18 protein-coding genes are annotated in these 19,097 nt (G+C 64.7%); 12 read left to right on the top strand and 6 right to left on the bottom strand.

The genetic code is table 11. From position 1 onward, the window contains the following. Window positions 1–25: 25 nt before the first annotated feature. Both hrcA and ACQY5B_RS23370 read left to right on the top strand, forming a co-directional pair. The gene (gene hrcA, locus ACQY5B_RS23375) at window positions 26–1,090 is read left to right on the top strand and encodes a heat-inducible transcriptional repressor HrcA (protein WP_305970027.1); all 1,065 of its coding nucleotides are present in this window, start codon (window positions 26–28) and stop codon (window positions 1,088–1,090) included. A gap of 11 nt (window positions 1,091–1,101) precedes the next feature. Beyond that, a complete protein-coding gene (locus ACQY5B_RS23370; RefSeq protein ID WP_420327106.1) occupies window positions 1,102–1,665 on the top strand; it encodes a nucleotide exchange factor GrpE in 564 nt (187 codons plus the stop codon). A 137-nt stretch (window positions 1,666–1,802) separates the two neighbouring features. Here ACQY5B_RS23370 and mutS read toward each other — a convergent pair whose 3' ends face one another. Next, window positions 1,803–4,418: a DNA mismatch repair protein MutS gene (gene mutS / locus ACQY5B_RS23365; RefSeq protein WP_420327107.1), complete on the bottom strand. Its 2,616-nt coding sequence runs from the start codon at window positions 4,416–4,418 to the stop codon at window positions 1,803–1,805. Between the two features lie 137 nt (window positions 4,419–4,555). On the opposite strand from mutS, the gene ACQY5B_RS23360 reads away from it, so the two are divergent. After that, the gene (locus ACQY5B_RS23360) at window positions 4,556–6,811 is read left to right on the top strand and encodes an NADP-dependent malic enzyme (protein ID WP_305970025.1); all 2,256 of its coding nucleotides are present in this window, start codon (window positions 4,556–4,558) and stop codon (window positions 6,809–6,811) included. A 49-nt stretch (window positions 6,812–6,860) separates the two neighbouring features. Next, the gene (locus ACQY5B_RS23355; RefSeq protein WP_420327108.1) at window positions 6,861–7,733 is read left to right on the top strand and encodes a ribokinase; all 873 of its coding nucleotides are present in this window, start codon (window positions 6,861–6,863) and stop codon (window positions 7,731–7,733) included. Window positions 7,734–7,857: 124 nt separating this feature from the next. Here the strand turns inward: ACQY5B_RS23355 and msrA are convergent, their stop codons facing one another. Continuing rightward, window positions 7,858–8,508 (bottom strand): peptide-methionine (S)-S-oxide reductase MsrA, encoded by a 651-nt coding sequence (msrA, locus tag ACQY5B_RS23350; RefSeq protein WP_420327110.1) that lies wholly within the window; start codon window positions 8,506–8,508, stop codon window positions 7,858–7,860. 205 nt (window positions 8,509–8,713) lie between these two features. Between msrA and ACQY5B_RS23345 the strand changes: the two genes are divergently transcribed. Next, a complete protein-coding gene (locus ACQY5B_RS23345; protein WP_305970022.1) occupies window positions 8,714–9,127 on the top strand; it encodes a DUF7282 domain-containing protein in 414 nt (137 codons plus the stop codon). 139 nt (window positions 9,128–9,266) lie between these two features. Here the strand turns inward: ACQY5B_RS23345 and ACQY5B_RS23340 are convergent, their stop codons facing one another. Continuing rightward, window positions 9,267–9,692, bottom strand: a complete 426-nt coding sequence (locus ACQY5B_RS23340; protein ID WP_420327111.1) for a DUF1810 domain-containing protein — start codon at window positions 9,690–9,692, stop codon at window positions 9,267–9,269. Then, a complete protein-coding gene (locus ACQY5B_RS23335; RefSeq protein ID WP_420327112.1) occupies window positions 9,685–10,908 on the bottom strand; it encodes an argininosuccinate synthase in 1,224 nt (407 codons plus the stop codon). The genes ACQY5B_RS23340 and ACQY5B_RS23335 overlap by 8 nt, the downstream gene beginning before the upstream one ends. 122 nt (window positions 10,909–11,030) lie before the next feature. On the opposite strand from ACQY5B_RS23335, the gene ACQY5B_RS23330 reads away from it, so the two are divergent. Genes ACQY5B_RS23330 through ACQY5B_RS23320 form a run of 3 tightly spaced genes read left to right on the top strand, consistent with a single transcriptional unit; the run spans window position 11,031 to window position 13,846 of the window. Continuing rightward, a complete protein-coding gene (locus ACQY5B_RS23330; protein ID WP_420327113.1) occupies window positions 11,031–11,774 on the top strand; it encodes a hypothetical protein in 744 nt (247 codons plus the stop codon). A 36-nt stretch (window positions 11,775–11,810) separates the two neighbouring features. Then, window positions 11,811–13,037 carry a threonine ammonia-lyase IlvA gene (gene ilvA / locus ACQY5B_RS23325; RefSeq protein WP_420327114.1) on the top strand — a complete coding sequence of 409 codons (1,227 nt, stop codon included), beginning with the start codon at window positions 11,811–11,813 and terminating at the stop codon, window positions 13,035–13,037. After that, window positions 13,037–13,846 carry an SDR family NAD(P)-dependent oxidoreductase gene (locus tag ACQY5B_RS23320; protein WP_420327115.1) on the top strand — a complete coding sequence of 270 codons (810 nt, stop codon included), beginning with the start codon at window positions 13,037–13,039 and terminating at the stop codon, window positions 13,844–13,846. The genes ilvA and ACQY5B_RS23320 overlap by 1 nt, the downstream gene beginning before the upstream one ends. Window positions 13,847–13,869: 23 nt before the next feature. Here the strand turns inward: ACQY5B_RS23320 and ACQY5B_RS23315 are convergent, their stop codons facing one another. Next, on the bottom strand, window positions 13,870–14,205 hold the full coding sequence (locus ACQY5B_RS23315) for an Hpt domain-containing protein (protein WP_420327116.1): 336 nt from the start codon (window positions 14,203–14,205) through the stop codon (window positions 13,870–13,872). A gap of 301 nt (window positions 14,206–14,506) precedes the next feature. Between ACQY5B_RS23315 and ACQY5B_RS23310 the strand changes: the two genes are divergently transcribed. Next, complete coding sequence (locus ACQY5B_RS23310; RefSeq protein WP_420328577.1) at window positions 14,507–15,697, top strand: PP2C family protein-serine/threonine phosphatase; 1,191 nt, start codon at window positions 14,507–14,509, stop codon at window positions 15,695–15,697. Here the strand turns inward: ACQY5B_RS23310 and ACQY5B_RS23305 are convergent. Continuing rightward, complete coding sequence (locus tag ACQY5B_RS23305; RefSeq protein ID WP_420327117.1) at window positions 15,678–16,139, bottom strand: NUDIX domain-containing protein; 462 nt, start codon at window positions 16,137–16,139, stop codon at window positions 15,678–15,680. The genes ACQY5B_RS23310 and ACQY5B_RS23305 overlap by 20 nt on opposite strands. Window positions 16,140–16,217: 78 nt before the next feature. Here ACQY5B_RS23305 and hslO point away from each other — a divergent pair, with 78 nt between their 5' ends. From hslO to ACQY5B_RS23290, 3 genes are read left to right on the top strand one after another with little or no spacing between them, the layout of a single operon-like run. Then, the gene (gene hslO, locus ACQY5B_RS23300; protein WP_305970013.1) at window positions 16,218–17,216 is read left to right on the top strand and encodes an Hsp33 family molecular chaperone HslO; all 999 of its coding nucleotides are present in this window, start codon (window positions 16,218–16,220) and stop codon (window positions 17,214–17,216) included. Continuing rightward, entirely contained in the window at window positions 17,213–17,815 is a 603-nt protein-coding gene (locus tag ACQY5B_RS23295) for a CoA pyrophosphatase (protein ID WP_420327119.1), read from the top strand. The genes hslO and ACQY5B_RS23295 overlap by 4 nt, the downstream gene beginning before the upstream one ends. Beyond that, the gene (locus tag ACQY5B_RS23290) at window positions 17,812–18,975 is read left to right on the top strand and encodes a CCA tRNA nucleotidyltransferase (RefSeq protein WP_420327120.1); all 1,164 of its coding nucleotides are present in this window, start codon (window positions 17,812–17,814) and stop codon (window positions 18,973–18,975) included. The genes ACQY5B_RS23295 and ACQY5B_RS23290 overlap by 4 nt, the downstream gene beginning before the upstream one ends. Window positions 18,976–19,097 lie beyond the last annotated feature (122 nt).

Here is a 19,097-nt window from a genome sequence, read left to right as displayed (position 1 = left end):
TAATGGCGCCGTAGAGGGCAAGAAGATGAATGAGGCACGCGAACTCCTGTCCCAGATGAACGATCGCTCGCGCGAGGTATTCCGGCGCGTGGTCGAGGGATACCTGGCCAGCGGCGAACCGGTGGGCTCGCGCACGCTGACCCGTACCCTGTCGGAAAAGGTCTCGGCCGCGACCATCCGCAACGTGATGCAGGACCTGGAATATCTTGGCTTGCTGGACAGCCCGCATGTATCCGCCGGGCGTATCCCGACGCAGCAGGGCCTGCGGATGTTCGTCGATGGTCTGCTGGAGGTCCGCGACCTCGACGACCAGGACCGGGAAAAGCTGGATGCCACGCTGGGGCGCAACGCGGGCGATGTCTCGGGCCTGCTGGATGCGGTGGGCTCGGCCCTGTCGGGTGTGACGCATGGCGCCTCGCTGGTGCTGACGCCGAAACACGAGGCGCCGCTGAAACATATCGAATTCGTCAGCCTGGCGCAGGACCGGGCTCTGGTGGTGATCGTCTTTGCCGATGGTCACGTCGAAAACCGCGTCTTCACGCCGCCGCCGGGGCTGACCCCCAGCGCCATGCGCGAGGCGGCGAATTTCACCAATGCCCTGGCCGAGGGCCGCACCCTGACCGAGTTGCGCAAGGCGATGCAGGCCGAGATTTCCAAGCGCCGGCAGGAAATCGACAGCCTTGCCGCCGCGCTGATCGATGCCGGGATCGCGGTCTGGGATGGCAGCGGCGACAGCAGCGAACGATTGATCGTGCGCGGCCGGGCGAATCTTCTCGAAGAGGATTCCGCGCAGGAGGAACTGGAGCGAATCCGGAGCCTGTTTGACGACCTCGAGCGCAAGCGCGACATCGCCGAGTTCCTCGAACTGACCGACGAAGGCGAAGGGGTGCGCATTTTTATCGGCTCCGAGAACAAACTTTTCTCACTTTCGGGTTCCTCTCTGGTGGTCTCTCCTTATATGAACGCGGACCGAAAGATCATTGGCGCGGTGGGCGTGATCGGCCCGACCCGGTTGAACTATGGCCGGATCGTTCCGATCGTGGACTACACGGCGCAGCTGGTCGGGCGGATGATCGCCGACCGGAGTTAGAGGTGGAAGGCATGGCAGACCCGAAGAAGGATGATTTTCTCGACGATATCGAAGCGGCCGAAGCCGAGGAGCAGGCCGGGTTGAGCGAGGAAATCGACGATATCGCGATGGAAATTGACGCCCTGCGCGCCGAGCGGGACGACTACAAGGACAAGTTCATGCGGGCGCTGGCGGATGCGGAAAACGCCCGCAAGCGCGCCGACAAGGACCGGCGCGAGGCACAGGCCTACGGCGGTACCCGGATCGCGCGCGACCTGTTGCCGGTCTACGACAACCTCAACCGGGCACTGGCGGCGGCCCAGGACGATGACAGCCAAGCCTCGGTTGCGCTGGTCGAAGGCGTGGAACTGACGCTGAAAGAGCTGCTCAAGGTGTTCGAGCGCCACGGCGTGACCCGGATCACCCCCGAGGTTGGTGAGCGGTTCGACCCGCAACAGCACGAGGCCATGTTCGAGGCCCCGGTGCCCGGTACCAAGGCGGGTGAGATCATCCAGGTCTCTGCCGAGGGGTTCATGCTGTACGACCGTCTGTTGCGTCCCGCGCAGGTCGGCGTCAGCTCGATGCCCGCATCCTGAAAACAGGTGATTGGCGGGGTGACCCTCGCCCTATGCCCTGATCAGATGCCTTGCAGGTGGCACAGGCTGGGGGGCCAGCCCCCCAGACCCCCCGGAGGTATTTTTGGAGAAAAGAAACAGGGCGCGCGGGAAAGGTGTCATTCCCTGCTCAGCAGCGCCTTGAGCTCATAGAGCGCGTCCATTGCCTGACGCGGGCTCATGTCGTCCAGCATCATGTCGCGCAATTGTTCCTCGACCGGGGATGTTTCCTGTGAAACCGGCGGTTCTGGTGCGCGGGCGGCGGCAGAGAACAACGGAAGATCGTCGATCAGTGCCTTGGGGGAAGTGCGTTCCCGCTCGCCCTTTTCCAGTGCCTCCAGAACGTCGCGCGCGCGGGAGATGACCGCCGCAGGCAGCCCGGCCAGCTGTGCGACCTGCACGCCGTAGGAACGGTCGGCGGCGCCCTCGTGCACCTCGTGCAGGAATATCACCTCGCCGTCCCATTCCTTGACCGCCACGGTGGCATTGCGGACCCCGTCCAGCTTGCCCGCCAGGGCGGTAAGTTCATGATAATGCGTGGCAAAGAGCCCGCGGACGCGGTTGACCGCCTGCAGGTGTTCCAGCGTTGCCCAGGCGATGGACAAGCCGTCGTAGGTGGCTGTGCCGCGGCCGATCTCATCAAGGATTACCAGGGCGCACTCGTCGGCCTGGTTCAGGATGGTGGCCGTTTCGACCATTTCCACCATGAAGGTCGATCGCCCGCGCGCCAGGTCGTCGCTGGCGCCGACGCGGCTGAAGATCTGGCTGACCAGCCCGACATGCGCCGATTGTGCCGGAACGTAGGACCCGATCTGCGCCAGGAGGGCAATCAGCGCGTTCTGCCGCAGGTATGTCGACTTACCGGCCATGTTCGGCCCGGTCAGCAGGGTGACGGCGGCCCCCTGCCCCTCTGCGCTCAGGTTGCAGTCATTGGCGATGAAGGGCTCGCCGGCCACGGCCAGGGCGGCCTCGACCACCGGGTGCCGCCCGCCCTGGACGGCAAAGGCCCGGCTGTCATCGACCTTTGGCAGGCACCAGTCCCGTTGCCGGGCCAGTTCCGCCAGGGCCAGCGCCAGGTCGATCTCGGCCAGGCCCAGTGCCAGGTCGGACAGCGCGGGCGCCTGGTCCATGATCGCTGCCCGCAACTCCTCGTAGATGCGGCGTTCGATTTCCAGCGCCTCATTGCCGGCGTTCAGGATCCGGCGTTCGAGTTCCGACAGTTCGACGGTGGTGAACCGCACCTGGTTTGCCGTCGTCTGGCGGTGGATGAAACGCTCTGACAGGGCGAACATCTTGTCCGCGTGCACCGCGGTCGTCTCGATGAAGTACCCCAGCACGTTGTTGTGCTTGATCTTGAGCGAGCCGACACCGGTTTCCTGCGCGTACTCCCCCTGCATCCGGGCGATGACGCCCCTGCCCTCGTCACGCAGCGTGCGCGCCTCGTCCAACGCGGTGTCGAACCCCGGGGCCACAAAGCCGCCGTCGCTGACCCGCAGGCCCGGTTCCGCCACCAGTGCCTCGTCCAGCCTGCCCAGCAGTGCCTCCTGCCCGGTCAGGGCGGCGCAGGACCGCCCCACGAGGTCCGGCAGTTCGATTCCCGACAGCCGGTCCGCGATCTGCCCGGCCTGGGCCAGGGCTGTGCGCACCGCTGCCAGGTCGCGCGGGCCGCCCCGGTCCAGTCCCAGCCGCGACAGTGCGCGGTCGATGTCGGGCACCTCTTTCAAGGCGCTGCGCAGCGTGTCGGCCATCGGTCCCTCCACGCCCCAGCGCACCGCCTCCAGCCGTTCGCGGATCACGTCGAGATCGCGCGAGGGAGAGGCGACGCGCCGTTCCAGCAGCCGTGCCCCGGCCGAGGTCACGGTCATGTCGATCACCGACAGGAGCGATCCCTTGCGCCCGCCTTGCAGGCTCTCGGTCAGTTCGAGGTTGCGCCGCGTGGCGGCGTCGATCTGAAGGATGCGGCTGACCTGTTCCTGCCGTGGCGGGCGCAGCAGCGGCAGGCGGCCCTTCTGGGTGATGTCGAGGTAGTCGACCAGCGCGCCCATCGCCGACAGTTCCGCCCTGTCGAAACTGCCAAAGCCGGTCAGGGTCTGCACCTTGAACAGCTTGCACAGCCGCCCTTCGGCAGCGCCGGATTCAAAGCTGGCCGCGCCCAGCACCGTGGGGTCGATCCCGAGGTCACCCAGCACCTCGCGCAGGGTGTCCCCTGTCGTGTCGGAACACAGCAGTTCCGAGGGCGCCAGCCGCGCAAGTTCGGCGCCAATCCGCGCCCGGCCCAGGGGCATCACGTGAAACGCCCCGGTCGAGATATCGGCCCAGGCCAGGGCCCAGTCGCCGCGGACATGGCCCAAGGCAGCCAGGAAATTGTGCCGCCGCGCCTCCAGAAGCGAATCCTCGATCAGCGTGCCCGGCGTGACCAGCCGCACTACGTCGCGCTTGACCACGGATTTCGAGCCGCGCTTTTTCGCCTCTTCCGGGGTTTCCATCTGTTCGCCCACGGCGACGCGGAATCCCTTGCGGATCAGGGTCAGCAGGTAGCTTTCGGCAGAATGCACCGGCACGCCGCACATCGGGATATCCTCACCCGCGTGTTTGCCGCGTTTGGTCAGGGCGATATCCAGTGCGGCGCTGGCCGCAACCGCGTCGTCGAAGAACAGTTCGTAGAAATCCCCCATGCGGTAGAACAACAGCGCATCGGGATGGTTTGCCTTGATCTCGAGGTACTGCGCCATCATCGGTGTGACAGCAGTATCCCGTGGTGTACTCTTTCCCGCGTTGTTAGCGCTCACTTAGCTTCCCCCCGGCGATTTCGCGTGACATTAAGACGGGTAAAGAGCGGGGAAAACCGCAAATTCTGCCGGATGGAGGGGACATGTCCAAAGCCAGATTCACCCGCGAAGAGGCCCTTGCCTTTCACCTTGAACCCTCGCCCGGCAAATGGGAGGTGCAGGCCACCGTCCCCATGACCACGCAGCGCGACCTGAGCCTGGCCTATTCCCCTGGCGTGGCCGTGCCCTGCGAGGAAATCGCCGCCAACCCCGAGGTCGCCTACGACTATACCAACAAGGGCAACCTTGTAGCCGTGATCTCGAACGGGACGGCGGTGCTTGGTCTTGGAAACCTCGGCGCGCTGGGATCCAAGCCGGTGATGGAAGGCAAGTCGGTGCTGTTCAAGCGCTTTGCCGACGTGAACTCGATCGACATCGAGCTGGACACCGAGGACCCGGACGAGTTCTGCAAGGCGGTCAAGCTGATGGGGCCGACCTTTGGCGGCATCAACCTCGAGGATATCAAGGCGCCCGAGTGTTTTATCATCGAGCAGCGGCTCAAGGAAGAGATGGACATCCCGGTCTTTCACGACGACCAGCACGGCACGGCGGTGATCTGTGCCGCGGGTCTGATCAACGCGCTGCACCTGTCGGGGAAAAAGATCGAGGATTGCCGGATTGTCCTGAACGGCGCCGGCGCGGCGGGCATCGCCTGCCTGGAACTGGTCAAGTCGATGGGCGCGCGGCATGAAAACTGCATCATGTGCGACACCAAGGGCGTGATCTACCAAGGCCGCACCGAGGGCATGAATCAGTGGAAATCGGCGCATGCGGTCGTGACCGATGCGCGCACGCTGGAAGATGCGATGAAGGGCGCGGATGTCTTTCTGGGCGTGTCCGCCAAGGGCGCCGTCACGCAGGACATGGTCGCCAGCATGGCCGACAACCCGGTGATCTTTGCGATGGCCAACCCCGACCCGGAAATCACGCCAGAGGACGCGCATGAGGTGCGGGTGGATGCCATCGTCGCCACCGGGCGCAGCGACTATCCCAACCAGGTCAACAACGTGCTGGGCTTTCCCTATCTCTTCCGGGGGGCGCTGGACATTCACGCCCGCGCCATCAACGACGAGATGAAGATCGCCTGCGCGCAGGCCCTGGCCGAACTGGCGCGCGAGGACGTGCCCGACGAGGTGGCGCTGGCCTATGGCAAGACGCTGACCTTTGGCCGCGACTACATCATTCCGACGCCGTTCGACCCCCGACTGATCCACCGCATTCCGCCGGCCGTGGCCAAGGCGGGCATGGACACGGGCGCGGCACGGCGGCCCATCGTCGACATGGAAGCCTACGAGCACATGTTGCAGACGCGCATGGATCCGACGGCCTCGATCCTGCGGTCGATCAACGCGCGGGCGCGGTCGGCGCAGGCGCGGATGATCTTTGCCGAGGGCGACGATCCGCGCGTGCTGCGCGCCGCCGTCATGTACCAGCGGTCCGGACTGGGCAAGGCGCTGGTCGTCGGGCGCGATGCGGACGTTAAACAGAAACTCGAAGAGGCGGGCCTGCCCGATGCGGTGCGCGAGCTGGAGGTAGTGAACGCCGCCAACACGCGCCATCTGGAAACCTACAAGACCTTCCTCTACGAACGGCTGCAGCGGCGTGGCATGGACCGGCAGGACATCCACCGGCTTGCGGCGCGGGACCGGCATGTTTTTGCCTCGCTGATGCTGGAGCATGGGCACGGCGACGGGCTTGTCACCGGGGCGACGCGGAAATCGGCCCATGTGATGCAGTTGATCAACCACGTCTTCGACGCCGATGCGGCACATGGGGCGGCCGGGGTCACGGCCCTGTTGCACAAGGGGCGGATCGTGATGATCGCCGATACGCTGGTGCACGAATGGCCCGACCAGGAGGATCTTGCCACCATCGCCGAACGCGCGGCGGGCGTGGCACGGCACCTTGGGCTGGAGCCGCGGGTGGCCTTTGTCAGCTTCTCGACCTTCGGCTACCCGGTGTCGGAACGGGCGGAAAAGATGCACTTTGCGCCGCGCGTTCTGGACCAGCGCGGGGTGAACTTCGAATACGAAGGCGAGATGACCGTGGACGTGGCACTGAACGTCAAGGCACAGGAGCATTACCCGTTCCAGCGCCTGACCGGACCGGCCAATATTCTGGTTGTGCCGGCGCGGCACTCGGCCTCGATCTCTGTCAAGCTGATGCAGGAGATGGCAGGAGCCACGGTGATCGGGCCGATCCTGGCCGGTGTCGACAAGTCGATCCAGATCTGTTCCACCTCGATGACCGCGAATGACATCCTGAACATGGCAGTCCTGGCCGCGGCCAAGATCAGCTAGACGGACAGGGGGCGGTTGCCCGGCAAGAGACCGGCAAGGGAGGTGCCTGATGACGATCTTCAATCTCGGCTCTATCAACGCGGACCTGTTCTATCACGTCCCGCATCTGCCTGCGCCGGGGGAAACCCTGGCCGCGCGGTCCTTTACCCGGGGCCTCGGCGGAAAAGGCGCCAACATGTCGGTGGCTGCCGCCCGCGCGGCGGCGCGCTGCGTGCATATCGGCGCAGTGGGCGCGGACGGGGCCTGGGCGGTCGATCGGCTGATGGAATACGGCGTGTATACACAGCATATTTCGACTGTATCCGGCGGAACCGGAAACGCGTTGATTGCCGTCGACGATGCCGGAGAGAACACGATCATCCTGTATCCAGGTGCCAACCACGCAATTTCAATGGATCATCTGGCCGAAGCACTGGAAGGGGCAGGGTCCACGGACATCTTCCTGACCCAGAACGAGACGAACGCCCAACGCGAGGCGGCGGAACTGGCCTCTGCCAAGGGGATGCGGGTGGCCTATGCGGCTGCGCCCTTTGACGCCGATGCGGTAAAGGCGGTCCTGCCACTGCTGGACCTGTTGTTCCTGAACGCGGTCGAAGCCCGGCAACTGCAAGAGGCAACGGGCCTGGCCCCCGAGGCACTGCCGGTACGGGACGTGATCGTGACGCTGGGGGGTGACGGCGCGCGCTGGCACAACACGGACACCGGAGAGATGCGCAGTTTTCCCGCCGTGCCGGTCACGCCGGTGGATACGACCGGGGCAGGGGACACCTTTACCGGCTACGTGCTTGCCGGGCTGGACCGGGGTCTGCCAATGGAGCAGGCCATCGGGCAGGCAATGATCGCCGGGGCCATCATGGTCACGCGCGAGGGCACGGCGGACGTGATCCCCGACCTGCGCGACGTGCAGGACTTTGGCGGCTAAGGCGCAAAGCCAACCTCTGTCAGCCTCGACACACCGGTGGCACGGATCTGCACTGCGATCCGCTTCGGGCTTGTCACGCGTCATGTGAGCGGAAGGAAAGCGCCGCCCTTGCAGGTTCGGGACCTCAGTTCACAAAGGGTGCGGCAGTGCCCCAAAGCTGTTTCACCCGGGCGTCGCGTCCGCATCCGTCGCGATAGCGTTTGTAGGCGTCGCGCTGCTTGACGATACCAAAGCGGGTCACGACGCGTTTGCTGCCCTTGTAATAGTCCTGGTGGTAATCCTCGGCCTTGTAAAAGGTCTTGGCGGGCAGGATCGGCGTGACAATCTTTCGGCCCAGTGCCTTTTCCGCATCTGCCTTGGCCGCTGTTGCGGCGGATTTCTGTGCGGCATCGGTGTAGAAAATCGCGGTGCGATAGCTCTCGCCACGGTCACAGAACTGGCCGCCCGCGTCAGTCGGATCGACCGAGCGGAAAAACAGATCGTACAGTTGGCGGACGGAGACTGTGCCGGGATTGAAACTGATCCTGACGGCCTCGTAGTGGCCGGTGCCGCCGCGGCTGACCTGCTTGTAGGTCGGATTGGAGGTGCGCCCGCCTGTGTAGCCGGACACCGCCTCACGCACGCCGCGGACTTTCTCGAAATCCGCCTCGACGCACCAGAAACAACCGCCGGCCACGATGATCTCGGCGGCGCGGGCGGTCTGGGACTGGATGCCCAGGCCAAGCGCAAGAACAAGGCAGAGCAGGGCGGGACGGATGGATACAAGACGGGGCATGGCGGGTCCTCCTTTTGGCAAAGCCTGCCCCGGTGCCCCCCGGCCTGGCAATCCGCCGTGGGCCGGTCTCACCCGAAGGTGAGCGTGACGTGATTTTTGGCAAAAAATTCATCCGATCTGAAACTTTTTCCGAGACGGTTCGTGATTGAGGGCACGACACGCCGAAATAGCCTTTCCGGCGTTGAGCAGAACTGGGAGAAAAAGTATGAATTTCAAGATTATGACCGCCGCCCTCATTTGTGCCGCAGGCACTGCATTTGCCGGGGGCCACGGCATGGCGCCGATGGTCGAAGCCGCTGACCAGAGCGTTGCCGAGGGCACAGTTTCCGCCTCCAAGGTCGTCGCGCCCGCCAACGGCTGGCTTGTGGTGCACCGCACCGGCGAAGACATGAAGCCGGGTCCGGTTGTCGGCCACGCGCCGCTGCGCAAGGGCGAGAACATGGATGTTGCCGCGATCCTGACCGAAGAGGTCGCCGCGGGTGACATGCTGATGCTGATGGTTCACGGCGAAGACGGTGGCATGACCACCGGTATCTTCGAATACACGCTGGGCGCCAAGGAAGACGGCCCGATCCGTCAGGACGGGAACCTGGTGATGACGACGATCACCGCCCAGTAAAGAGTTCGGCCGGGTCACCCCGTCTCTACCCGACCCGGCGCCTGTCGCAGGTTACACGGCAGGAACGTGCCTGCGTATTTGGCACGGTGAACGGCCGCCCAGGTCCCGGTTTCCCGGATCTGGGCGGTCTTCATATGTTTCAGGATACAGATCCCGCGATGGCCGTGCGCGTGATCGGACAACGGGTGCCGCCATACAGGTGGTCCAGAACCTCGGCAAAGACACTGGGCGCCTTTGGCACCGCCTCGAACAGGGTCATGCAGGACCGCACCTTTAGCGCATCGACGGTGCCAAGGATCGTTTCTGGATCGGTGTCGGCATGGCTCAGCAGGATCTGCGAGACCTCGACCAGGCGGGGACCAAGCACCGGATGGTCGAGGTAGGTGCCGGCCTCATCCAGTCCGGAAAGGCCGAAATGCCGCGCGCGGTGCGACCGGCCCAGGATGGCCAGTTGCGGAAAGACCCACCAGATCCAGTGAGAGGTCTTGCGCCCCGCGCGCATCTCGCGGAGCACGTCGTCCCAGACCGGGGCCTGGGACGCGACGAACTCGGGTAGCTCAGCCAAGACGCCGCTTGCGCGCCGCCAGCAGGCGCAGGCGCAGGGCGTTGAGCGTGATGAAGCCCGCAGCGTCCTTCTGGTCGTAGGCGCCGGCGTCATCCTCGAAGGTCACATGCGCCTCGGAGTAGAGGCTCTGGTCGGACCAGCGGCCGATACAGCGGACCGAACCCTTGTAGAGTTTCAGTTTGACGGTGCCAGTGACCAGTTCCTGCGACTTGTCGATGGCCGCCTGCAGCATCTCGCGTTCGGGCGAATACCAGAAGCCGTTGTAGATCAGTTCCGCGTAACGCGGCATCAGGCTGTCCTTGAGGTGGCCCGCGCCGCTGTCCAGCGTGATCTGTTCGATGCCGCGGTGCGCCTCCAGCAGGATGGTGCCGCCGGGGGTTTCGTAGATGCCGCGGGACTTCATGCCGACAAAACGGTTCTCGACAAAATCGAGCCGCCCGATGCCGTGGGTGCGGCCATAGTCGTTCAGCGCGGTCAGGATCGTCGCCGGCGACATGGCCTCGCCGTTGATCGCCACGGCATCGCCCTTGTCAAATGTGATCTCGATCACTTCGGGCGTGTCGGGGGCGTCCTCGGGGTTCACGGTGCGCAGGTGGACGTACTCGGGCGCCTCTTCGGCGGGATCTTCCAGCACGCGGCCCTCGGAAGAGGTGTGCAGCAGGTTCGCATCGACAGAGAAGGGCGCCTCGCCACGCTTGTCCTTGGCGATCGGGATCTGGTTCTTTTCGGCGAAGTCCAGCAGCGCGGTGCGCGAGTTCAGGTTCCATTCGCGCCAGGGCGCGATCACCTTGATGTCGGGGTTCAACGCGGCCGCGCTGAGTTCGAAGCGCACCTGGTCATTGCCCTTGCCGGTGGCGCCGTGGGCCACGGCGTCGGCGCCAGTTTCCTCGGCGATCTCGACCAGCCGCTTGGAGATCAGCGGGCGGGCGATGGAGGTGCCCAGCAGGTAAAGCCCCTCGTAGACGGCGTTTGCGCGGAACATCGGAAAGACGAAATCCCGCACGAATTCCTCGCGCACGTCCTCGATGTAGATGTTCTCGGGCTTGATCCCCAGCATCAGCGCCTTTTCGCGCGCGGGCTCCAGCTCTTCGCCCTGGCCCAGGTCTGCGGTGAAGGTCACCACTTCGCAGCCGTATTCCGTTTGCAGCCATTTCAGGATGATCGAGGTGTCGAGGCCGCCGGAATAGGCGAGCACAACTTTCTTGGGCGCTGTCATGGATCATGTCCTCTGGGGCAGTTTGGCGGGCGGATTAGCCTGTTTTCAAGGGGCCTGCAAGGAAGGGGGATTGACGGGTCGACCGGGCATGATAGCCCTTTGCCACCGAAGGGGAGAGCAATATGAAGGGTTGGCGCCTGTTTCGCCACGCATTTCGCATGGTCTGGAACAACCTGAACACCGCGCTGAAGGTGACAGGACTGTTGTTTGCGATACAAATGGTGCCGCAGATCTGGCTGATGTCACAGACCGACCAGAACAATCTGGATGCCAGCGTGGACGTCGCGATGGGTGGGTCGCTTCTGTTCTTGGTCTGGGCGATCGTGGCGCTGGTTGCCGGGATCTGGATGGCGGTGGCGTGGCACCGATACGTGCTGACCGGCGAACAATCCGGCACCTGGCTGCCAATCTGGCGTCCGCGGCTTGTGCTTGGCTACCTGGGGCGGACCATCCTGCTGGGCCTTCTGAGCATCCTGGCCTTTGTCGTGCTGGGCATTCCGCTGGGCTTCATCATTGCCTTTCTGCCGCTGCTGATGCTGCCGGCGATGGTGGTCTACCTTGCCTTTGGGCTTTTCGTGTTCTTCCGCCTGTCGCTGATCCTGCCCGCCGTCGCGATGGAGAAGCGGATGAAGCTTCTTGCGTCCTGGGACGCCACGGGGACCGACGCCGGCGCGGTACTGGGCTTGTCCGCGATTGTCGCTGTCGTCGTTGCGATGTTGATGTTCGTATCAATGATCTTTGCCGCCATTTCTCCGTTCCTGGGAATGGTGTGGACGATCGGTTCGGGCTGGCTCTTCAGCTTTGTGTCGATCACATGCATGACCACGCTCTATGGCGTGTATGTCGAAGGGCGCGACATTCCCTGACTTGCGTCGGCGCGGGGCTTGGGTCACTTCTGGACCATGACCAGTTTCCAGGACCAGGCCCGCGCCGCCGAGGCCGCCATGCGCGACGTCTTTCCGCCGACGCCGCTGTTGCGCAATGCCCATCTATCCGAACGGTTCGGCGCCGAGGTGCTGCTGAAACGCGAGGATCTCAGCCCGGTGCGCAGTTACAAGCTGCGCGGGGCGTTCAATGCCATGCGCAAGGCCGAGGGCGAGATCCTGTTCGTCTGCGCCTCTGCCGGCAACCACGCACAGGGTGTGGCCTATATGTGCCGACACTTCGGGGTGCAGGGCGTGATCTTCATGCCCGTGACGACGCCGCAGCAGAAGATCCAGAAAACCCGGATGTTCGGCGGCGACAGTATCGAGATCCGCCTGATCGGGGATTATTTCGACGATTGCCTGAAGGCGGCGCAGGCGTTCTGCGCGCAGGAAGGCGGGCATTTCCTGTCGCCCTTCGACGATGACGACGTGATCGAGGGGCAGGCCAGCGTCGCGGTCGAGATCGAACAGCAGCTGGGCCGCGCACCCGATCACCTGGTGATCCCGGTGGGCGGCGGGGGTCTGTCCTCGGGTGTGCTCAGCTATTTCGGCAATGCGGTGCAATACACCTTTGTCGAACCTTCGGGTGGTGCCTGCCTGCGCGCGGCGCTGCAGGCCGGGCGTCCCGTGGCCCTGCCACAGGTCAACACCTTTGCCGATGGCGCCGCCGTGGCGCGGATCGGCGCGCGGACCTTTGACCGGCTCAAGGGCGTGGGCCTTGCCAACACGCTGACCATCAACGAGGACAGGCTGTGCCTGACCATCCTGGAAATGCTGAACGTCGAGGGGATCGTTCTGGAACCGGCCGGCGCCCTGTCGGTCGATGCGCTGCAGGACCTGGGGCAGGGGATCTCCGGGCGGACCGTGGTCTGCATCACCTCGGGCGGGAATTTCGATTTCGAACGCCTGCCAGAGGTCAAGGAACGCGGGCAGCGCTATTCCGGGGTGAAGAAGTATTTCATCCTGCGCCTGCCGCAGAGGCCCGGCGCGCTCAAGGATTTCCTGGGGCTGCTTGGCCCCGAGGATGACATCGCGCGATTCGAATACCTCAAGAAATCGGCCCGCAACTTCGGCTCTGTCCTGATCGGGATCGAGACCTCGGCGCCCGAGAATTTTGCCAAGCTTTTTGCCCAGCTGGATGCGCAGGGTTTTACCTATCAGGACATCACCGAGGACGAGATCCTCGCCCAGTTCGTGATCTGATGTTTGCCGGGCGGCGTATTCTGCTGACCGGTGCGGCGCAGGGGATCGGCCTTGCGTTGGCCCGGGCCCTGGCGGCCGAAGGCGCGCGGCTGTTCCTGACGGACAGGGCGGGTTCGGATCTGGACGATGTTGCGCGGGATTTGGGCGCAGGGACCTTTGCCGCCGATCTGCGCGACCCCGGGCAGATCGAAGCGCTGGTGTCCGGCGCGCAGGACGCGCTGGGCGGGGTCGACATGCTGATCTCGAACGCAGGGTTTGCGCGGGGCGCGATGGAGGGACCCTGCAGCGCCCCCGACGACCAGTGGCAGGACAGCTGGGACCTGCATGTCATGGCACATCTGCGCGCCGCGCGGCTTGTCCTGCCCCAGATGCGGGAAAGGGGCGAGGGCTGGCTGATCAATGTCGCCTCGGCGGCAGGGTTGTTGTCGCAGATCGGCGATGCCCCCTATTCGGCCAGCAAACACGCCGCCGTCAGCCTGGCGCAATCCCTGGCGATCGAACATGGCGACGAGGGAATCCATGTCTCTGTCGTCTGTCCGCTTTACGTCGCCACGCCGCTTTTGGGCTACGAGGCTGGCGAAGAGGACAGGCCCGTGGGCGTCCTGACACCCGAGGTGGTTGCAAACCGGGTCTTACAGGGAATGAGAGAGCAGCGTTTCCTGATCCTGCCGCATCCCGAGGCCGCGGAGTTTGCCCGGCGCCGTGCGGCGGATATGGACCGTTGGATAGAAGGTATGCGCCGATTGCGGCGCGAGGCCTTTTCCGAAGGCGCGCCGCGTGACCTGTCAGAGCTGCACCGCCTGATCTGAGCGGCCCGGATCAATTTTGCCTGTCAGGCGGCCAGCCGGCCGGGCAGATCCTGTTCGAACTTGCGGCGCGATACTTCGAAGGTTTGTCGTACCTGCGCAGGGCTGACCGCGTCCGGATCGTTCGATGCGGCGGATTTCTCACCCTCCAGGCACAGTTGGGCGAGGTCGGCGAACCCCAGGTTCAGCGATGCGCCCTTGAGGAAGTGCATCTGTTCCTCTGTCACCACCGGATTGCCCTCGCATTTTTCCAACGCGACGATGGCGGTTTCGACCTCGTCCAGAAACAGCTCGACCACCTCGGCGAAATCCTCGGCGCCGATTTCTTCCACCAATTCGTCGACACGCGACCAATCAATCATTTCCCGACCTCCTGCGACGTGCACCCCTTGGTTGCGGAGCGGCGAAAGAGGCCGTGGCCCCTTTGTGTGCCCTGTGTATGCGGAGCAGGTAAAGGCAGCCTTTCCGTTCCTGCCGCTGCGGGGAAGGAATGTGGGACATTTTATCTTTCAGGTCCCGTTAAGGAACTGACCTTAGAACCCGCTGCATTGGAAACGCCAGCAGGGGCATGATTTGCAGACCCAAAGCACCAGTATCCCGTCCGGGCTGACAGGCGCTATTCAGCGCGTGCTGGTGGTCGATGACAGCCGCGCCCAGTTGAAGATGGTCGAAACCATGGTCCGCCGCTGGGGGTACGAGGTGATGACCGCCGATTCCGGACACCGGGCGCTGGAAATCGTGCGCAACACGCCGCCCGATCTGATCCTGTCAGATTGGATGATGCCGGGCATGACGGGTTTGGAATTCTGTCGTCATTTCAGGGCCCTGTCCCAGAACGGCTATGGCTATTTCATCCTGCTCACCTCGAAAAGCGAAAAGGGCGACATTGCCAAGGGACTGGACGCCGGCGCCGATGATTTCCTGACCAAGCCGGTCAATGCCCACGAACTGCGCGCCCGTATCACGGCCGGCGAACGTATCGTGTCGATGGAAAGGCAGTTGTCGGAAAAGAACCGCCAGGTCTCTGACGCGTTGGAGGAACTGCGCGAGATCCACACGGCGATAGACAACGACCTGCGCCAGGCGCGCACGATCCAGCAATCGCTGGTGCCCGAACGCATCTGCGAAGTGTTGACCTCACGCGTCAGCCTGCTGCTGCGGCCCTGCGGCCATGTCGGCGGCGATCTGGTGGGCCTGTTCAAGCCGGGATTCGGGCGGCTGGGTCTCTACAGTATCGATGTCTCCGGCCACGGCATCACCTCGGCGATGGTGACGGCGCGCGTGGCGGGGTATCTCTCGTCGACCTTCCCGGAACAGAATGTCGCGCTGGAACGCCGGTTCGAGCGTTTCTACGCCATGCGCGAACCGGCAGAGACGGCACAGATGCTGAACCAGCGTCTGGCGGCCGATCCGGGGGTCGAGGAATACCTGACGATGGCCTATGTGGCCGCCGACCTTGCCTCCGGGCGGATGCGGATGGTTCAGGCTGGACATTCGCCGCCGCTCTTGCTGCGGGCGGACGGCAGCCATGATTTCATCGGGAATGGCGGGCTGCCCATCGGGCTGGTCGACGAGGTCAGCTATGACCAGCATGAGTTCCAGCTACGGTCCGGGGACCGCCTGCTGCTTTACTCCGACGGTTTCACCGAGGCGGTGATGAAGAACGGTGAGATGCTGGGTGACGATGGCCTGGTCGAGATCTTTCGCGAAAGCGCCCGCTTTGGCAGCGGGCCCGACCTGCTCGAAGACATGTTCTGGCGCCTGACCCAGCAGATGGAGAGTGCCGCCAAGCTGGGCGACGATGTCTCTGCCGCCCTGCTGGAATTCGACGTGCTCAGGGACGCCAGGCCCTGATGTCCCGCAGGCAGAATTGCCGGACAAAACCGCTGTCACCACGATTGCCAAGCTCTTGGACCGCCACGTCGGGGCTGCGCCAGATCGCGGTGTGTCCGGCCTCTATCGGGGGGCCATGCGGGCGGACGGGCTGCGCCATGTAGATCACGCACAGCTTTTCCGCCCAGAGGTCATATTCCGGCATGAAGGTGAACCGCCGAAAGGCGCCCAGCCTGCGCGGCCGGGCGATTCGCCAGCCGGTTTCCTCGAACACCTCGCGGTGCAGGGCTGACAGCGGATGTTCCCCAGGGTCGATCCCGCCACCGGGCAGCTGCACCTCTGGTCCCGGATCAGCCTGCAGGGTCAGCAACAGGCGCCCGTTGCGGGGCAGGATGGCATAGACACCGGGCCGCAGCGTGTAGCGCCGCCCGGGTTCCGGCGGCGTCCCGATCCTGGGTGTCATCCCTGGCCCCCTTTGCGTCCGGGTTCATTCCTCTTATATGGACGCGATATGCCAGCCAAAGGCAGACAAGGAAACCCCATGAGCATCGGCAACAAACTCGCCTGGGACGACACCGTCCTGCCCTTTCAGCTTGACCGTTCGGACATGCGCGGCCGGGTCGCCCGACTTGACGGCGTGCTGTCGGGCGTTCTGAAACAGCATGACTATCCTGCCCCGGTCGAAGCACTGGTGGCCGAAATGGCGCTGCTGACCGCGCTGATCGGCCAAACCATCAAGCTGCGCTGGAAACTGTCGCTGCAGGTGCAGACGAACGGTCCGGTGCGGATGATCGCCACCGACTATTTCGGCCCCGAGGAAGAGGGCCAGCCTGCGCGCATCCGCGCCTACGCCAGTTTCGACCGCGACCGGATCACCGACGCGCCGCCGTTCCAGCAGCTGGGCACCGGGTACTTCGCGATCCTGATCGACCAGGGTCAGGGCATGCAGCCCTATCAGGGCATCACGCCCATCGCGGGCAGCAGCCTGTCGGATTGTGCCGCCGCCTATTTCGCCCAGTCCGAACAACTGCCGACCACCTTTGCCCTGTCCTATGGCCGGTCGACCGAACCGGGCGTGGCCGAACACTGGCGCGCGGGCGGGATCATGCTGCAGCACATGCCCAAGGCCTCGCCCTTTGCCAGTGGCGAGGGTGGATCCGGCGAAGAAGGGCTGTTGCAGGCCGAGGATCTGCTCAGCGGTGACAACGAGGAAAACTGGACCCGGGTGAACAGCCACCTGCACACGCTGGAGGAAATGGAACTGATCGGCCCGACCGTGCCGCCGACCGAGCTGCTGCTGCGCCTGTTCCACGAGGAACAGCCGCGCGTCTATGACACGCAGCCGGTCAGGTTCGGATGTACCTGCTCGGAGGACCGCGTGCGCCAGAGCCTGTCGATCTACTCGGCCCGGGACATCGAAAAGATGACCACGGACGAGGGACTGGTGACAGCGGATTGCCAGTTCTGCGGCGCGCATTACACGCTGGACCCGGCCACGGTCGGGTTCGAGGCCGGTGATTCCGACGACAAGGCCCAATGAGACGCATTGACCAGGAAGCGCTGCTGCGCCGGGCGCCGGATGCGCCCGGCGCGCCCTCGTCGGATTTCGACCTGAATCCCAAGGTTGTCCTGCCCGAAGGCCGCAAGCTGCGCCCGGCGGGTGTGCTGGCGGCCTTTCGCCCCGGCGCAGATGGATTGGACCTGATCCTGACCAAGCGGTCCAGCCGGTTGAAACACCATCCCGGTCAGATCGCCTTTCCCGGGGGCAAGGTCGATCCGGGCGATGCCGACGAGGTGGCCGCCGCCCTGCGCGAGGCGCATGAGGAAGTGGCGCTGGATCCGGGCCAGGTCGAGGTGCTGGGCACGCTGCCGCCGCATGAGACGGTGACCGGCTTCGTGGTGACGCCGGTCATCGGACTTGTGCATGGTGACTTCACGCCAGTCCCGGAACCCGGTGAGGTCGAAGAGGTGTTCACCGTGCCCTACGCCCATGTCACGGACCCGGAACGCTATTCCGTGCAATGGCGGCGCTGGCGCGGGCAGCGGCGGCTGTATTACACGGTGCCCTATGGGCCCTATTACATCTGGGGTGCGACGGCGCGGATGCTGCGCGCCCTTGCCGAGCGGGTGCAGCCGTGACCCGGGTCACCGGAGACTGGCTGGAATCGCCCGCGACCCAGACGGTCATGGGCCTGCTCGAAGAGGGGGGGCACCTTGCCTACGCGGTCGGTGGCTGCGTGCGCAACGCGCTTTTGGGTGTGCCGGTCAGCGACGTGGATATTTCCACGGACGCGCGCCCGGAGCGGGTGATGGAACTCGCACGGGACGCGGGGCTCAAGGTCGTGCCCACGGGGATCGACCACGGCACGGTGACGGTGGTCGCCGATGGCGAGGGGTTCGAGGTCACGACCTTCCGTGCCGACGTCGAAACCGATGGCCGGCGGGCCGTGGTGCGCTTTGCCGATGACGTGCATGAGGACGCGGTGCGGCGCGATTTCACCATGAACGCGCTTTATGCCGATCGGCGCGGCACGCTGGTCGACCCGCTGAACGGATTGCCGGACCTCGAGGCGCGGCACTTCCGCTTTATCCTGGATGCCGACACCCGCATCCGCGAGGATTACCTGCGCATCCTGCGCTTTTTCCGGTTCAGTGCCTGGTACGGGGATCCCGAGGCCGGGATGGACCCCGAGGCGCTGGCCGCCATTGCCGCCAACATCGACGGGCTGGACGTGCTGTCGCGTGAGCGGGTCGGCGTGGAACTGGTCAAGCTGCTGAAGGCACCCGACCCGCTGGTGTCGGTTGCGGTGATGGAGCGGCTGGGTGTGCTGGCGCATGTCCTGCCGGGGGCGAGTATCACGGCGCTGGGTCCCTACCTGCTGCTGGAGGCGGAACAGGGCATGGCGCCCGATCCGATGGCCCGCATGGCGGTCATGGGGTATTTCGACGGGGCGGCGTTGCGCCTGTCCCGGGCTCAACAGCGCGAACTGGACCTGTTCCACAGGCTCATGTCCGGGACCGAGGGCCCGGCAGAACTGGCTTATCGCCAAGGACCAAGGGCGGCGCAGACCGTGATGATCCTGCGGGCTGCCAGCCTGGGGATGCCCGTGCCGAGCGATCTGGCGGCAGAGCTGTCGCGCGGGGCGCAGGCCAAATTTCCTCTGAAAGCCAAGCACTTGATGCCAGCCTATCAAGGCGCCGCGCTGGGTGAGGCGCTGAACCGGGCCGAAGATCAGTGGATTGCGCAGGATTTCGCGCCTGATGGCCCGACCCTGCGCAACTGGCTCGACGAGGGGTGACAGGCCGGGATTTCTGGCCTAATACATGTTCGACTCATGTAATTCCCGGGAGACATGATGGTGCGTGACAGGATCCTGATCAGCTTCGCCTGAGCCGATCTGCACGCGCGGGTCGGCCAGAG

The sequence above is a fragment of the Antarctobacter sp. genome (genome assembly GCF_965277915.1).
In the GTDB taxonomy this organism is placed as follows: Bacteria; Pseudomonadota; Alphaproteobacteria; order Rhodobacterales; family Rhodobacteraceae; genus Antarctobacter.
The sequence above is the reverse complement of the archived record's forward strand: the minus strand, read 5'-3'. Positions and strand labels throughout refer to the sequence as shown.

Bases quoted from the DNA above. Each gene is read 5' to 3' on its own strand.
- hrcA (WP_305970027.1), top strand. From the start codon at position 26: ATGAATGAGGCACGCGAACTCCTGTCCCAGATGAACGATCGCTCGCGC.
- msrA (WP_420327110.1), bottom strand. From the start codon at position 8,508: ATGCCCCGTCTTGTATCCATCCGTCCCGCCCTGCTCTGCCTTGTTCTT.
- ACQY5B_RS23310 (WP_420328577.1), top strand. From the start codon at position 14,507: ATGGTCGAAACCATGGTCCGCCGCTGGGGGTACGAGGTGATGACCGCC.
- ACQY5B_RS23370 (WP_420327106.1), top strand. From the start codon at position 1,102: ATGGCAGACCCGAAGAAGGATGATTTTCTCGACGATATCGAAGCGGCC.
- ACQY5B_RS23335 (WP_420327112.1), bottom strand. From the start codon at position 10,908: ATGACAGCGCCCAAGAAAGTTGTGCTCGCCTATTCCGGCGGCCTCGAC.
- ACQY5B_RS23315 (WP_420327116.1), bottom strand. From the start codon at position 14,205: ATGATTGATTGGTCGCGTGTCGACGAATTGGTGGAAGAAATCGGCGCC.
- ACQY5B_RS23330 (WP_420327113.1), top strand. From the start codon at position 11,031: ATGAAGGGTTGGCGCCTGTTTCGCCACGCATTTCGCATGGTCTGGAAC.
- ACQY5B_RS23345 (WP_305970022.1), top strand. From the start codon at position 8,714: ATGAATTTCAAGATTATGACCGCCGCCCTCATTTGTGCCGCAGGCACT.
- ilvA (WP_420327114.1), top strand. From the start codon at position 11,811: ATGACCAGTTTCCAGGACCAGGCCCGCGCCGCCGAGGCCGCCATGCGC.
- ACQY5B_RS23320 (WP_420327115.1), top strand. From the start codon at position 13,037: ATGTTTGCCGGGCGGCGTATTCTGCTGACCGGTGCGGCGCAGGGGATC.
- ACQY5B_RS23360 (WP_305970025.1), top strand. From the start codon at position 4,556: ATGTCCAAAGCCAGATTCACCCGCGAAGAGGCCCTTGCCTTTCACCTT.
- hslO (WP_305970013.1), top strand. From the start codon at position 16,218: ATGAGCATCGGCAACAAACTCGCCTGGGACGACACCGTCCTGCCCTTT.
- ACQY5B_RS23355 (WP_420327108.1), top strand. From the start codon at position 6,861: ATGACGATCTTCAATCTCGGCTCTATCAACGCGGACCTGTTCTATCAC.
- mutS (WP_420327107.1), bottom strand. From the start codon at position 4,418: ATGATGGCGCAGTACCTCGAGATCAAGGCAAACCATCCCGATGCGCTG.
- ACQY5B_RS23305 (WP_420327117.1), bottom strand. From the start codon at position 16,139: ATGACACCCAGGATCGGGACGCCGCCGGAACCCGGGCGGCGCTACACG.
- ACQY5B_RS23295 (WP_420327119.1), top strand. From the start codon at position 17,213: ATGAGACGCATTGACCAGGAAGCGCTGCTGCGCCGGGCGCCGGATGCG.